General features: G+C 70.4%; 12 protein-coding genes. 3 read left to right on the top strand and 9 right to left on the bottom strand.

Annotated features, from left to right (window positions below; all coding sequences use genetic code 11):
* Positions 1-5: 5 nt before the first annotated feature.
* Genes zwf through pgl form a run of 3 tightly spaced genes read left to right on the top strand, consistent with a single transcriptional unit; the run spans position 6 to position 3,360 of the window.
* Entirely contained in the window at positions 6-1,538 is a 1,533-nt protein-coding gene (gene zwf, locus Q5762_RS05150; protein ID WP_315890752.1) for a glucose-6-phosphate dehydrogenase, read from the top strand.
* Entirely contained in the window at positions 1,535-2,581 is a 1,047-nt protein-coding gene (opcA, locus tag Q5762_RS05155; protein ID WP_315890753.1) for a glucose-6-phosphate dehydrogenase assembly protein OpcA, read from the top strand. The genes zwf and opcA overlap by 4 nt, the downstream gene beginning before the upstream one ends.
* Positions 2,578-3,360 (top strand): 6-phosphogluconolactonase, encoded by a 783-nt coding sequence (gene pgl / locus Q5762_RS05160; protein ID WP_315890754.1) that lies wholly within the window; start codon positions 2,578-2,580, stop codon positions 3,358-3,360. The genes opcA and pgl overlap by 4 nt, the downstream gene beginning before the upstream one ends.
* Here pgl and Q5762_RS05165 read toward each other — a convergent pair.
* The 9 genes from Q5762_RS05165 to Q5762_RS05205 all read right to left on the bottom strand — a co-directional run bounded on the left by Q5762_RS05165 (position 3,273) and on the right by Q5762_RS05205 (position 14,328).
* The gene (locus tag Q5762_RS05165; protein WP_315890755.1) at positions 3,273-4,931 is read right to left on the bottom strand and encodes a PH domain-containing protein; all 1,659 of its coding nucleotides are present in this window, start codon (positions 4,929-4,931) and stop codon (positions 3,273-3,275) included. The genes pgl and Q5762_RS05165 overlap by 88 nt on opposite strands.
* Positions 4,928-5,440 carry a PH domain-containing protein gene (locus Q5762_RS05170; RefSeq protein WP_315890756.1) on the bottom strand — a complete coding sequence of 171 codons (513 nt, stop codon included), beginning with the start codon at positions 5,438-5,440 and terminating at the stop codon, positions 4,928-4,930. The genes Q5762_RS05165 and Q5762_RS05170 overlap by 4 nt, the downstream gene beginning before the upstream one ends.
* 5 nt (positions 5,441-5,445) lie before the next feature.
* Positions 5,446-7,098 carry a glucose-6-phosphate isomerase gene (gene pgi / locus Q5762_RS05175; protein ID WP_315891089.1) on the bottom strand — a complete coding sequence of 551 codons (1,653 nt, stop codon included), beginning with the start codon at positions 7,096-7,098 and terminating at the stop codon, positions 5,446-5,448.
* Between the two features lie 178 nt (positions 7,099-7,276).
* Positions 7,277-7,612, bottom strand: a complete 336-nt coding sequence (locus Q5762_RS05180) for an RNA polymerase-binding protein RbpA (protein ID WP_078491545.1) — start codon at positions 7,610-7,612, stop codon at positions 7,277-7,279.
* 77 nt (positions 7,613-7,689) lie between these two features.
* Positions 7,690-7,920, bottom strand: a complete 231-nt coding sequence (gene secG, locus Q5762_RS05185) for a preprotein translocase subunit SecG (protein ID WP_315890757.1) — start codon at positions 7,918-7,920, stop codon at positions 7,690-7,692.
* 112 nt (positions 7,921-8,032) lie between these two features.
* Positions 8,033-8,809, bottom strand: a complete 777-nt coding sequence (gene tpiA / locus Q5762_RS05190) for a triose-phosphate isomerase (RefSeq protein ID WP_315890758.1) — start codon at positions 8,807-8,809, stop codon at positions 8,033-8,035.
* 5 nt (positions 8,810-8,814) lie between these two features.
* Positions 8,815-10,026 carry a phosphoglycerate kinase gene (locus Q5762_RS05195; RefSeq protein WP_315890759.1) on the bottom strand — a complete coding sequence of 404 codons (1,212 nt, stop codon included), beginning with the start codon at positions 10,024-10,026 and terminating at the stop codon, positions 8,815-8,817.
* A 110-nt stretch (positions 10,027-10,136) separates the two neighbouring features.
* Positions 10,137-11,147: a type I glyceraldehyde-3-phosphate dehydrogenase gene (gene gap, locus Q5762_RS05200; protein ID WP_315890760.1), complete on the bottom strand. Its 1,011-nt coding sequence runs from the start codon at positions 11,145-11,147 to the stop codon at positions 10,137-10,139.
* A 223-nt stretch (positions 11,148-11,370) separates the two neighbouring features.
* Positions 11,371-14,328, bottom strand: a complete 2,958-nt coding sequence (locus Q5762_RS05205; RefSeq protein WP_315890761.1) for a M14 family zinc carboxypeptidase — start codon at positions 14,326-14,328, stop codon at positions 11,371-11,373.
* Positions 14,329-14,337: the final 9 nt, after the last annotated feature.

Raw genomic sequence — 14,337 nt, forward strand, 5'->3', positions numbered from 1 at the left:
GCACTTTGAGCGCAGTCCACGGAGCCAACCCGCTCCGTGACGCCGCAGACCGACGGCTCCCGCGTATCGCGGGGCCGTCGGGTCTGGTGATCTTCGGCGTCACGGGCGATTTGTCCCGTAAGAAGCTGATGCCCGCCGTCTACGACCTGGCCAACCGCGGCCTTCTGCCGCCGGGCTTCTCGCTCATCGGCTTCGCCCGCCGCGAGTGGCAGAACGAGGACTTCGCGCAGGAGGTCCATGACGCCGTCGAGCAGCACGCGCGCACCCCGTTCCGCGAGGAGGTGTGGCAGCAGCTCATCCAGGGGATGCGGTTCGTCCAGGGCGACTTCGACGACGACGACGCCTTCGACCAGCTGAAGTCCACCATCGAGGAGCTGGACAAGGCGCAGGGCACCGGAGGCAACTTCGCCTTCTACCTGTCCGTGCCGCCGAAGTTCTTCCCGCTCGTCGTCCAGCAGCTGAAGAAGCACGGCCTGGCCGACCAGAAGGACGGCTCCTGGCGCCGCGCGGTCATCGAGAAGCCCTTCGGCCACGACCTGGTCTCCGCCAAGGAGCTCAACGAGGTGGTCCACGAGGTCTTCCCGCCCGACGCGGTCTTCCGGATCGACCACTACCTCGGCAAGGAGACCGTCCAGAACATCCTGGCGCTCCGCTTCGCCAACACCCTCTTCGAGCCGATCTGGAACCGGTCGTACGTCGACCACGTGCAGATCACCATGGCCGAGGACATCGGCATCGGCGGCCGCGCCGGCTACTACGACGGCATCGGCGCCGCCCGTGACGTCATCCAGAACCACCTCCTCCAGCTGCTCGCGCTGACCGCGATGGAGGAGCCCGCCTCCTTCGACGCGGACGCGCTCGCGGCCGAGAAGACCAAGGTGCTCGGCGCGGTGAAGCTGCCGAAGGACCTGGGCGCCTCGACCGTGCGCGGCCAGTACGCGCCGGGCTGGCAGGGCGGCGCGAAGGCCGTCGGCTATCTGCAGGAGGACGGCATCGACCCCAAGTCGAAGACCGACACCTTCGCGGCCATCAAGCTGGAGATCGACAACCGCCGCTGGGCGGGCGTCCCCTTCTATCTCCGTACCGGCAAGCGGCTCGGCCGCCGCGTCACCGAGATCGCGGTGGTCTTCCAGCGCGCTCCGCACTCCCCCTTCGACAAGACGGCGACGGAGGAGCTGGGCCAGAACGCCCTGGTCATCCGCGTCCAGCCGGACGAGGGCGTGACCATGCGGTTCGGCTCCAAGGTGCCGGGCACCTCGATGGAGGTCCGGGACGTGTCGATGGACTTCGCGTACGGCGAGTCCTTCACGGAGTCCAGCCCCGAGGCGTACGAGCGGCTCATCCTCGATGTGCTGCTCGGCGACTCGAACCTCTTCCCGCGGGTCGAGGAGGTCGAGCTCTCCTGGAAGATCCTCGACCCGATCGAGCAGCACTGGGACGCGCACGGCAAGCCGGCGCAGTACCAGTCCGGGACCTGGGGTCCGGTCGAGGCGGACGAGATGCTCGCACGAGACGGACGGAGCTGGCGCCGGCCATGAAGACCGACCTCACGGACACCACGTCCAGCAAGATCAACAAGGCGCTGGTGCTCGGGCGGCGTGCCATCGGCACGCCCGCCGTCGGCATGGTGCTCACCCTCGTCATCGTCACCGACGAGGAGAACGCCTACGACGCGCTGAAGGCGGCCAACGACGCGTCCCGCGAGCACCCCTCGCGGACGCTGGTCGTCATCAAGCGGGTCTCCCGTTCGCCGCGCGACCGCGCTAAGGCACGGCTCGACGCCGAGGTCCGCCTCGGCGCCGACGCCAGCACCGGCGAAACGGTTGTCCTCCGGCTGTACGGCGAGGTCGTCGACCACGCCCAGTCGGTGGTCCTGCCGCTGCTCCTGCCGGACGCGCCCGTCGTCGTCTGGTGGCCGGTCAGTGCGCCGGCCGACCCGGCCAACGACCCGCTGGGCGCGCTCGCCCAGCGCCGGGTGACCGACACGTACGCCGCCGAGCAGCCGATCCACGAGCTGTCCGGGCGGGCGGACACGTACACCCCGGGCGACACGGACCTGGCCTGGACCCGGATCACCCCGTGGCGTTCGATGCTGGCCGCCGCGCTCGACCAGGTCGTGTGCGAGGTCACCTCGGCCGAGGTGGAGGGCGAGGAGTTCAACCCGAGCGTCGAGCTGCTCGCCATGTGGCTGGCGGACCGGCTGAAGGTGCCGGTGCGCCGTGCCACGTCGAAGGGGCCCGGACTCACCTCCGTACGGATGGAGTCCAGCTGCGGCCCGATCGTGCTCGACCGGCCGGACGGCTCGCTGGCGACGCTCTCCATCCAGGGGCAGCCGGACCGTGCCGTGGCGCTCAAGCGCCGCGAGACGGCCGAGCTGATCGCGGAGGAGCTGCGGCGGCTCGACCCGGACGACACGTACGCCTCGGCGCTGCGGTTCGGGCTCGGCCGGCTCGACGAGGAGGCGAAGGTGACGGCTCCGGCGGACCCGGTCCGGGCGGACCCGGCTCCGGCCGCCGCCGAGGCCGCGCCCGCGAAGCCCGCTCCGAAGAAGGCCCCGGCCAAGAAGGCGGCGGCCAAGTGAGCACGCCGCAGCTCGTCGTCCACCGCGACAAGGAGCTGATGGCGCAGGCCGCGGCGGCCCGGCTGATCACCCGGATCGTGGACGCCCAGGCCGCCCGCGGCTCGGCGTCCGTGGTCCTCACGGGCGGCCGGAACGGCAACGGGCTGCTGGCTGCGCTCAGTTCGGCCCCCGCGCGGGACGCGATCGACTGGTCGCGGCTCGACCTGTGGTGGGGCGACGAGCGGTTCCTCCCCGAGGGGGACCCGGAGCGCAACGTCACCCAGGCCCGCGCGGCGCTGCTCGACAGCGTCCCGCTGGACCCGGCGCGGGTGCACGCGATGCCCGCATCGGACGGGCCGTACGGCAACGACGTCGAGGCCGCCGCCGAGGCGTACGCGGCCGAGCTGGCGGCTGCCGCCGGTCCCGAAGACCATGCCTCGGTGCCGAGCTTCGACGTGCTGATGCTGGGCGTCGGGCCGGACACCCACGTGGCCTCGCTGTTCCCGGAGCTTCCGGCGGTCCGCGAGACCGAGCGCATGGTGGTCGGCGTGCACGGCGCGCCGAAGCCGCCGCCGACCCGGGTCTCGCTGACGCTGCCGGCGATCCGTGCCGCGCGTGAGGTCTGGCTGCTCGCGGCGGGCGAGGACAAGGCGAAGGCGGCGGCGATCGCGCTGTCCGGCGCGGGCGAGATCCAGGCCCCGGCGGCGGGCGCCTACGGCCGCTCGCGCACGCTGTGGCTGCTCGACGCGGCAGCCGCCTCGGAGCTGCCGCGCGCGCTGTACCCGCCGGCCTCGGCCTGACCGCCGAAGGCCTGACGGACGCTCAAGGAGGCCCGGTTCACCGCACGGTGGACCGGGCCTCCGGCATTTTCCCGTACGGGTTCCAGGAAGGGGGCGAGCAGGTCCGGTACGGCCTCGGCGGCGAAGGTCAGACCCTCGCCCTGCCCGGCGTCGTAGACGTCGTACCCGCCCGCGCCCGCGGCGGTCGTCGCGGTGAGGGTCAGCAGCCCTGCGCGGCGCTGGAAGTACGACTGCTTGACGGTCCAGCCGATGACGCCGCCGCGCTCCAGGGCGACCGTGGTCCGGCGGACCGTGCCGGAACGGGCCACCAGGTAGTCGCCGCTGACGCCGTGTCCGAGGTTGCGGTACGCGTCGGTGGCGGCCACCACGGCGAGCGGGCCGAGGACCACGGCGCAGCCCGCGGCGACGTACAGCAGGACGGGGGTGAGCAGGACAACCCCGAGGACGACGAGGACCGCGACCGGCCCGAACACGCTCCACAGCGCCCAGCGCAGCCGCCGGGTGCGGGCGGTGCGGGGGTGGACGGTGAGCGGCGCGCCCGTCGGGGGCTCGGCCTCGCGCAGCACCTGCGCGGCGACCCGGTCGGCGATCGCGCGGGGGGCCGCGGGCAGCAGGGTCTTGTTCTCGGCGTGCTTGTCCTCGTCGTCCTCGGCGAGGCCGGTGGCGACGGCGTCGACGCGGGCGGCCCGCACCATCCGTACGCCCAGCGGCTCGACCAGTTCGACGCCGCGCAGCCGGCGCTCCTCGATGGAGATCGAGCGGGCGGTGAAGAGGCCGCGGCGGACCCGGAGGGTGCCGCCGGGCTCGCGCTCCAGGCGGTAGTTCCACCACATCTCGACCCAGAGGGCGAGGGCGCCGACGGTGCCGACGAGGACCGCGAGGGCGATCAGGACGAGGATCATCGAGACGATCGAGGTGTCCTGGAAGCGGTCCCCTATCCAGTCGATGACCTCCTTCTGGGCGCCGAACCACTCGCTGACCTGCATCACGGCACCGGCCGCCGCGCCGCCGAAGAGGACGGCGACGAAGGAGACCGGGGCGTAGCGGATCCAGCGCGGGTCGAGTTCGGCGAGGGCGCCGTCGTGGCGGGTGTCCTCGGTGGCGCTGAGGGTCCGTTCGAGCAGGACGCGGCGGAGCCGCTCGCCCTCGGCCCTGGCGACCGGGTCGAGTTCGAGGGTGGATTCGCCGGCGCCGTTGTGCTCGCCGGTGCCGATCCGGACCTTGACGAGGCCGAGGACGCGCTGGAGGGGGTTGGCGGTCAGGTCGACGCTGCGGATGCGTTCGCGGGCCAGCGAGCGGCGTTTGACCAGCAGGAGTCCGGTGTGGAGTTCAGCTCGTTCGGCGCCGATGCGGTAGCGGGTGCGCCGCCAGCGCACGTGGTCCGCCGCCGAACCGCCGCCGACGAGGAGGGCCGCCCCGGCGAGGATCCAGCCGATGGCCCGCGGGGCGGACATGGAGTTGGTGAGGCCGAAGAACGTGGGCAGGGCGGCGCCGCCGGCGACACCCACCAGGACGCCCGCCGTGACCAGGACCGTACGGCGGTCCAGGCGCCGCCAGTCCTCCTCACTCATGTGGCGTCCCCGGGGGTGGCCTGGGTGATGCGGGTGAGCTTCTCGGCCAGGTCCGCCGCGAGTTCGTGGTCGAGGCCCTCGATGCGGATCGCGCCCTTGGAGGAGGCGGTCGTCACGGTGACCGTGGCGAGCTTGAAGAGCTGCTCCAGCGGGCCGCGTACGGTGTCGACGGTCTGGATCCGGGACATGGGCGCGATGCGCCACTCCTGCCAGAAGAGGCCGGTGCGGACGTAGACGGCGTCGTCCGTGACCTCCCAGCGGTGGACCCGGAACCACCAGGAGGGGAAGAACGCGGTGCAGGCGAGGCCGGCGACCGCCAGGACGGCGGCGGGCAGCCACAGCCAGAACCGGGCCGGCTCGATGAACGCCCCGAGGACGGCGAGGACCACCACCGGCACGGCGGTGGTCAGCAGCCACTGGGCGCGCCACCAGCCGACGGCCCGTTCGTTCAGCGTGTTGTTCGGCGGCCGCAGCCGCACCTCGCTCCGCACCGCGTTCTCCCCCCGCATCCGTGCTACCTCCCGCGCAGCGACAGGTAGGTGGCGACGAGTCGGCCGGTCGAGCCGTCGAGCTCCTCGCCGCCCTTGCCCTCGGTGAGGACGGGCTCGATCTTCTTGGCGAGGACCTTGCCCAGTTCGACGCCCCACTGGTCGAAGGAGTCGATGTTCCAGATCGCGCCCTGGACGAAGACCTTGTGCTCGTAGAGCGCGATGAGCTGGCCGAGGACGAACGGGGTGAGTTCCTTGGCGAGGATCGTCGTCGTCGGGTGGTTGCCCTTGAAGGTCTTGTGCGGGACGAGTTCCTCGGCGACGCCCTCGGCCCGTACCTCGTCGGCGGTCTTGCCGAAGGCCAGTGCCTGGGTCTGGGCGAAGAAGTTGGCCATCAGCAGGTCGTGCTGGGCGACGAGGCCGGGGAGCAGGTCGGCGACGGGCTCGGCGAAGCCGATGAAGTCGGCCGGGATGACCTTGGTGCCCTGGTGGATCAACTGGTAGTAGGCGTGCTGCCCGTTGGTGCCGGGCGTACCCCAGACGACAGGTCCGGTCTGCCAGTCGACGGGGTTGCCTTCCCGGTCGACGGACTTGCCGTTGGACTCCATGTCGAGCTGCTGGAGATAGGCGGTGAACTTCGACAGATAGTGCGAGTACGGCAGGACCGCGTGCGACTGGGCGTCGAAGAACGCGCCGTACCAGACGCCGAGGAGGCCGAGGAGCAGCGGTGCGTTCTCCTCCGGCGGGGCGGTGCGGAAGTGCTCGTCGACGAGGTGGAAGCCGTCGAGCATCTCGCGGAAGCGCTCCGGGCCGATGGCGATCATCAGGGAGAGGCCGATGGCGGAGTCGTACGAGTAGCGACCGCCGACCCAGTCCCAGAACTCGAACATGTTGGCCGTGTCGATGCCGAAGTCCGCGACCTTCTCGGCGTTGGTCGACAGGGCCACGAAGTGCTTGGCCACCGCGCTCTGATCGGCCCTGAGGCCGGTGAGCAGCCAATTACGGGCGGAGGTGGCGTTGGTGACCGTCTCGATCGTGGTGAAGGTCTTGGACGCGACGATGAACAGCGTCTCGGCCGGGTCGAGGTCGCGGACGGCCTCGTGGAGGTCGGCGCCGTCGACGTTGGAGACGAATCGGAACGTCAGATCCCGCTGGGTGAAGGAGCGCAGGACCTCGTAGGCCATGGCGGGCCCGAGGTCGGAGCCGCCGATGCCGATGTTCACGACGTTCTTGATCGGCTTGCCGGTGTGGCCGGTCCACTCGCCCGAGCGGACCTTGTCCGCGAAGACCGCCATCTTGTCGAGGACGGCGTGCACGGCCGGGACGACGTTCTCGTCGTCGACCTCGACGACGGCGTCGCGCGGCGCGCGCAGCGCGGTGTGCAGGACCGCGCGGTCCTCGGTGATGTTGATCTTCTCGCCGCGGAACATGGCGTCGCGCAGCTCGGCCACGCCGGTCGCGGCGGCCAGCTCGCGCAGCAGCGCGAGCGTCTCGTCGGTGACGAGGTTCTTGGAGAAGTCGAGGTACAGGTCGCCGACGCGCAACCCGTACCGGTCGCCACGGTCCGGGTCGGCGGCGAACAGCTCGCGCAGATGGGTGTCTCCCAACTGCTCGCGGTGCTTGCCGAGGGCGGCCCACTCCGGCGTCCGGTTGAGCCTGGTTCGTCCTTCTGCGTTCATCTCGGACATCGCCTACTTCTTCTCTTCCTGCCTGCTTGCCCCGCTGCCACTCCAACCTAGTTGATCAGGGGGCCGGACGGCGCAACGGCGAGCACGAGCGAGGCCGGGTACGCGAACGGGCCCCGGCCGCGAATCGAGTTCGCGGGCGGGGCCCGTTCGTCACACTGTCACACCACGCTCAGATCTCGCCGCGCAGTTTGGCGAGCGCCTCCGCGAGGATCGCCTCGCCGTCCTCGTCGCTGCGCCGCTCCCGTACGTACGCGAGGTGCGTCTTGTACGGCTCGGTGCGCGGCGGGTCCGGCGGGTTGTCCCGGTCCTGGCCGGCCGGGAAGCCGCAGCGCGGGCAGTCCCACGTCTCCGGAACCTGTGCGTCACTGGCGAAGCTCGGCTGCGTCTCGTGCCCGTTCGAGCACCAGAAGGAGATGCGGAGGCGCGGCGCCGACTCGCCCCGCTCGGCCTCCCCCATCGGCCCCGCTCCGACCCGGCTTCCCCGGATCGCGTTGCCACTTGCCACGGTCGTAACTCCCTGCGTGATGGTGCTCGAAGATGCCCCAGTCTACGTAAGGCCCAACGCGCGTCCAGTGATTGGAGTTACACGTCCAACTTCATCAGAAGCGCGAGCACGACAATGCAGGCGAACCAGAGCAGACCGACCACGACGGTGATGCGGTCCAGGTTGCGCTCGGCGACCGAGGAGCCACCCACGGACGACTGCATGCCACCGCCGAACATGTCGGAGAGGCCGCCGCCCTTCCCCTTGTGCATCAGCACGAGCAGCATCAGCAGCGCGCTGAAGACGATCAGGGTGATCGAGAACCCCATAACCACGGCTGGACCAACTTCCTCGGACATATACGGACGGGGGTCGGGCAGGTCCTGCCCGACCCCCGCAAGGGTACGACGGATCGTCGCTACCGCCTACTCACCGATCGCTTCACTGATCACGGAAGCGGACGATCTTGACGAACTCCTCGGAGTCCAGCGCCGCGCCGCCCACCAGGGCACCGTCGACGTCGGGCTGCGTCATGATCGCGGCCACGTTGCCGGCCTTGACCGAGCCGCCGTACTGGATGCGGACCTTGTCGGCCAGCTCCTGCGAGTACAGCTCCGCGAGACGCCCGCGGATCGCCCCGCAGACCTCCTGCGCGTCCTCGGGGGTGGCGACCTCGCCGGTGCCGATGGCCCACACCGGCTCGTAGGCGATCACGATGGACTCGGCCTGCTCGGCCGGCAGGTCCTTCAGACCGCCGTCGAGCTGGTCGAGGGTGTACTGGACCTGCCGGCCGGCCTTGCGGACGTCCAGGCCCTCGCCTACGCAGAGGATCGGGGTCAGGTCGTGCCTATACGCGGCCTTCACCTTGGCGTTGCAGAGCTCGTCGGTCTCGCCGTGGTACTGCCGGCGCTCGGAGTGGCCCACGGTGACGTAGGCGCACTTCAGCTTGGCCAGCATCGCGCCGGAAATCTCGCCGGTGTAGGCACCGGAGTCGTGCGCCGAGATGTCCTGGGCGCCGTACTTGATCTTGAGCTTGTCGCCGTCGACCAGGGTCTGGACGGACCGCAGGTCGGTGAAGGGCGGCAGGACCGCGACCTCGACGGCGTCGTAGTCCTTGGTGGTCAGCGCGAAGGCGAGCTTCTGGACGTGGGCGATGGCCTCGAGGTGGTTGAGGTTCATCTTCCAGTTGCCCGCCATCAGCGGGGTACGCGTGGTCAAGGTGTTCAGTCCTCCAGTGCGGCGAGGCCGGGGAGCGTCTTGCCCTCGAGGTATTCGAGGGAGGCGCCGCCGCCGGTCGAGATGTGGCCGAAGGCATTCTCGTCGAAGCCCAGCGTGCGCACGGCCGCGGCCGAGTCGCCACCGCCGACGACGGTGAAGGCGCTGCTGTCGAGGAGGGCCTGCGCGATGGCAGTGGTGCCGCCGGCGTAGTCGGGGTGCTCGAAGACGCCCACCGGACCGTTCCAGAAGACGGTCTCGGCGTCGGTGATCTTCGTGGCGTACAGCTCACGGGTCTTCGGGCCGATGTCGAGGCCCTCCTTGTCGGAGGGGATCTTGTCGGCGTCGACGGTCTCGAAGTCGGCCGGGGCCTTCGTCTTCAGGTCCGGGAAGTCCGAGGAGACGAGGACGTCGACCGGCAGGACCAGCTCGACGCCGTTCTTCTCGGCGCGCTCCATGTACTCGGTGACGGCCGGGATCTGGTCCTCCTGGAGGAGGGAGATGCCGACCTCGTGGCCCTGGGCCTTGAGGAAGGTGTAGGCCATGCCGCCGCCGATGAGGATGCGGTCGGCCTTGCCGAGCAGCTTGTCGATGACGGCGAGCTTGTCGGAGACCTTGGCGCCGCCGAGGACGACGACGTAGGGACGCTTGACCTCGTCGGTGAGCTTCTTCAGGACGCGGACCTCGGTGGCGATGAGGTGGCCGGCGGCGTGCGGCAGCAGCGCCGGGAGGTCGAAGACCGAGGCGTGCTTGCGGTGGACGGCGCCGAAGCCGTCGCCGATGTACAGGTCGGCGAGCTGGGCGAGCTGCTCGGCGAACGCCTTGCGCTCGGCGTCGTCCTTGGACGTCTCGCCCGCGTTGAAGCGCAGGTTCTCGATCACGGCCACCTGGCCGTCGACCAGGCCCGCGACGGTCGTCCTGGCGGACTCGCCGACGGTGTCGGTCGCGAACGCGACGTCGGTGCCGAGGAGTTCACCGAGGCGCGCGGCGGCCGGGGCGAGGGAGTACTTCGCGTCCGGGGCGCCGTCGGGGCGGCCCAGGTGCGAGGCGACCACGACACGGGCGCCGGCCACGGCGAGCGCCTTGACCGTCGGAAGGACGGCTCGGATGCGGCCGTCGTCGGTGATGGTCGTGCCGTCGAGCGGCACGTTGAGGTCGGCGCGGACGAATACCCGCTTGCCGGCGACGCCTTCGGCGAGAAGCTCGTCGATGGTCTTCATCTTCTACTGACTCCTTGGTACGCGGTGAAGCACACGAGACAGGGCTCGCACAGCGCATCATCGCGCTGTCCGAGCCCTGTGCTCACATCGAGGTGCCCGTTCCGGAGGCTTTAGAGCTGGCCGCCGACGAAGACGGTGAGGTCGACGAGGCGGTTGGAGTAGCCCCACTCGTTGTCGTACCAGCCGAGGATCTTCACCGTGTTGCCCTCCTGGACCATGGTCAGGGAGGAGTCGAAGGTGCAGGAGGCCGGGTCGCCGACGATGTCCGAGGAGACGATCGGGTCCTCGGTGTAGGTCAGGTAGCCCTTGAGGTCGCCGTCGTCGGAGGCCTTCTTGAACGCGGCGTTGACCTCGTCCTTGGTGACCTCGCGCTGCAGCGTCACGACGAGGTCGGTGGCGGAACCGGTCGGGACCGGGACACGCATCGCGATGCCGTCGAGCTTGCCCTTGAGCTGCGGGAGGACCAGGGCGGTGGCCTTGGCGGCGCCCGTCGTGGTCGGGATGATGTTCTCGGCGGCGGCGCGGGCGCGGCGCAGGTCCGAGTGCGGGAAGTCCAGGATGCGCTGGTCGTTCGTGTACGCGTGGACCGTCGTCATCAGGCCCTTGACGATGCCGAAGTTCTCGTCGAGGACCTTGGCCATCGGCGCCACACAGTTGGTGGTGCAGGAGGCGTTGGAGATGACGTGGTGGTTGGCCGCGTCGTACTTGTCCTGGTTGACGCCCATCACGATGGTGATGTCCTCGTCCTTGGCCGGAGCCGAGATGAGGACCTTCTTGGCGCCGCCCGCGATGTGCTTCTCGGCGTCGGCCTTCTTGGTGAAGATGCCGGTCGACTCGATGACGATGTCGACGCCCAGCTCACCCCAGGGGATGTCGGCCGGGTTGCGCTCGGACAGCACCTTGATGGTGTGACCGTCGACGGTGATGGTGTCCGCCGTGTGGGTGACCTCGGCCTTGAGGCGTCCCAGGATCGTGTCGTACTTCAGCAGATGCGCGGTGGTCGCGGTGTCACCCAGGTCGTTGACAGCCACGATCTCGATGTCGGCACCCTGCTCAAGCAGCGCGCGGAAGTAGTTGCGACCGATGCGGCCAAAGCCGTTGATGCCTACGCGGATCGTCACGAACCGATCTCCTCGTTAGGTACGCCGGTTTCGACGCCGGCGAGATTCTTTTAGGGATGTCCCCGACCGCTTACGACCCTACCTCTCTCATCGGCTGAGAGTGACATCGCGTGCGGCCTGAAGTCCCCGGGAATGCACCGTGGCCCGTTATTACCGGCTGGTTCGAGCCACGGTGCCTCTTTCGTCCCGATCACTGACTGTGATCAATAGTGCGGGCAGCCGCTCAGCCGTGCAGCCGGCCGAGCGCCTGTCGGATCAGTCTGCTGCGTTCCGCCGCACTCGGCATGTGCTCCAGGCCGAAACCGAGCAGCACGGTGTCGCGTGTGGTGACGGCCGCCTGCGAGTGGAAGAGCCCCGGGGAGCGGGTCCAGTCGCTGCCGTTTCCGGGGCTGCCGGCCGGCGGTCCCGGTACGGACCACGCGCCGAGCGCGGTCTCGAAGCCCTCGGCCTGGCCCGGGGTGCCGCCGACGACGAGCGCGGTGTCGTCGACGAAGGCGCCCATCTCGCCGGTGCCGGGGTCGGCGATGTACGAGATCGAGAGCTCGACCTGCTTGCCCGCGTAGGCGCTCAGGTCGATCGAGGCCTGCCGCCAGCCGTTGGAGGGGCCGGTGAAGGCGTTCCAGGAGCCGGTGGTGCCGGTGGTGGCGCAGCCGTCCTCGCCGACGGTCAGGTAGCGGGCGAGGAAGGGGTGGCCCTGGACGTAGTAGCCCTCGCCGCAGTCGGCCGGGGCGGCGGTGGAGGTACCGCCGTTGGCGTCGGGCAGCGTGGTCCAGTCGTCCTGACCGACGGTGTGGGCCTCGACGACGAGGTTGTCGTAGCCGGGCTCGGTGTCGTAACTGACCTGGAAGCGGAGGCTGGGCTTCGAGGCCGCGTCGACGCCGGTGAGGTCGACGGTGCGGCTGAGCCGGGCCCAGGTGTCGTCGGTGTGCCGGACGGCGGCGAAGGACGCGCCCTCGTACGGCTCGAAGGGGGTGCGGACACCCGGGTAGTCGCCGGCCGAGCGGCTGCTGCCGAACTGCGGGAACTGGCGCGGCGCCAGGGTGTCCGAGGTGACGGTGTACGCACCGGCGTTGTCCAGCGGGTTGCCGGCCGCGCCGCCGAGGCCTCCGGTGGTGCCCGCGAAGCCGCCGGTTCCGTCGAAGGAGGCCGGGCCGTTCAGCCCCGCCCGGTGGTAGGCGCCGAGGTAGTACTGGGCGAAGTCGTTGGAGGTGGCCCGGCCGATGTCGACGAGACCGCCGGACTTCTCACCGGCGTTGATCAGCTTGCCGCCCTCGTTGAGGTACTCCCGTACGGCCAGCGTGACGGGCCCGGAGGGCGCCTCGGCGCCGGTGTACCAGACGACGCTGCGGAAGTGGCTGAGCACGCCGAGCGGGTCGGGGGCGCCCTGGGTGGCGACGTCCCAGACGGCGGCCCCGCGGCCGTTGTCGGCGAGCGCCTTCACGTAGGTGGCGGTGTGCCGCGCGGCGGCGGTGCCGCCCTCCTCGGCGAGGACGAGGACGTCGGCGCGGGGCCGTTCGGCCACGGTGTACGTGAACGGGGTGGAGGCGGTCGCCCGGCCCTCGCGGGTGCGGGCGGTGAACCAGACCTCGACGGTGTCGCCCGGCTCGGCGTCCTCGACCTCGGCCCGGTACTGGTCGAAGTAGATGTTGTCCTCGCCGCCGTAGGTCTCGCCGCCCCGCCAGGCCGCAAGCCGTTCGGTGTGCGTACGGCCGCCGTTGATCCGGTACTTCAGCTCCTTGCCGCGCAGCGACTTGCGGGCGGTCACGGAGACCTCCTGGTCGCCGCCACGGGCGTAGGAGGTGGTGAAGGCGGCCGGGGTGAAGTCGGGGGCGTCGATGCCGGTGACGGAGACGGGCCGGTCCGGGCGGAGGGCGGTCTCGGCCACGGCGAGCGCGAACGGCACGTTCTTGGCGAACTCCGCCTGGATCAGCTTCTCGTCGTCCGGGAAGGTGAAGACGGAGGCGCAGTCGGCGGGCAGCCAGGCGTCGTTCGGGTCGACGCGTGAGGCGGTGGCGCAGGTCGACATCTCCGGGGTGAACATCTGCATCCCGTTGACGTTCGCCGCGTGTCCGTCGGCCTCGCCGTTGGTGGTGTACAGCTCGGAGGAGACCTGCGGCCGGTAGCCGGGCACGGCGGACTTCTCCGGGGTGCCGGCCAGCGCCTTGAGCGCCACGTCGTCGGGGGTGTCGGTGGCGACCTGCCAGCCGACCCCGTACAGCAGCAGCTGGGCGGCAGAATGGTAGTTGATGCCGTACCGGAAGCCGATGCGCTTCTGGAAGGCGTCCAGCGCCTTGGTCTCGGGCTCCGACATCGGACCGGTGCCGCGGAAGGTCTCGTCGGCCGGGTCGGGGGACGAACCCTCGTTGTCGTAGCCCCACTTGTAGGCGAAGTTACGGTTCAGGTCGACCCCGTCGCCGGGGGCGATGCGGCCGTCTCCGTCGTTGTCGCGGAGGTTCTTGCGCCACTGGCGGTTCTCGGGGTCGGCGTGGGTGAAGTCGTAGCCGTCCGGGTTGGCGGAGAGCACGAACCACAGCTCGGTGGAGTCGACGATCCTGGTGATCCGCGCGTCCGTGCCGTAGCCGTCGAGGTACTGGTGCATCAGCCGCCGGGTCATCTCGGGGGTGATCCACTCACGGGCGTGCTGGTTGGACATGTACAGCGTCGCGGGCTTCGAGCCGTCCTTGGCCTTCTTGGCGCCCTTGCTGACCTTCAGGGCGAGGATGTCCTGGCCGTTGCCGGACTTGCCGATGGAGACGACCTTGGTGACGTCCGGGTGGGCCTGGGCGGCGGCGAGGATCTCCTCCTTGAGGCCGCCCTGCCCGCCGTACGGGCGGAAGACGCCGTCCCCGGCGCCGGCGACCCGCTTCTCGGCCTGGGCGGAGAGGGTGTGCTTGGCGAGCTCGACGCCCTTGCCGCGCAGCTGTCCGGCCTGCTTGTCGGTGAGGTGGAGCTCGACGGTGGCGGAGCCCTTCTCCGGCACCTGCTCGGTCAGCTCGTGGCCGTCGGTGCCGGCTTCGAGGATCAGCGGCACCTGCTCCTTGGTGACCTTCGCGCGCCATACGGAGAGGGCGTCACCGCCGCCGCTCGTGTCCTGAGGTTCCGCCCCGGCGCCGGGCGCCGCCACGAGTCCCGCGATCAGCAGTGACCCCGCCGCGAGGATCGCTCTCGCTCTGCGTCTCATAAGCCCCCC

Source organism: Streptomyces sp. P9(2023), assembly GCF_032436795.1.
Classification (GTDB): Bacteria; Actinomycetota; Actinomycetes; order Streptomycetales; family Streptomycetaceae; genus Streptomyces.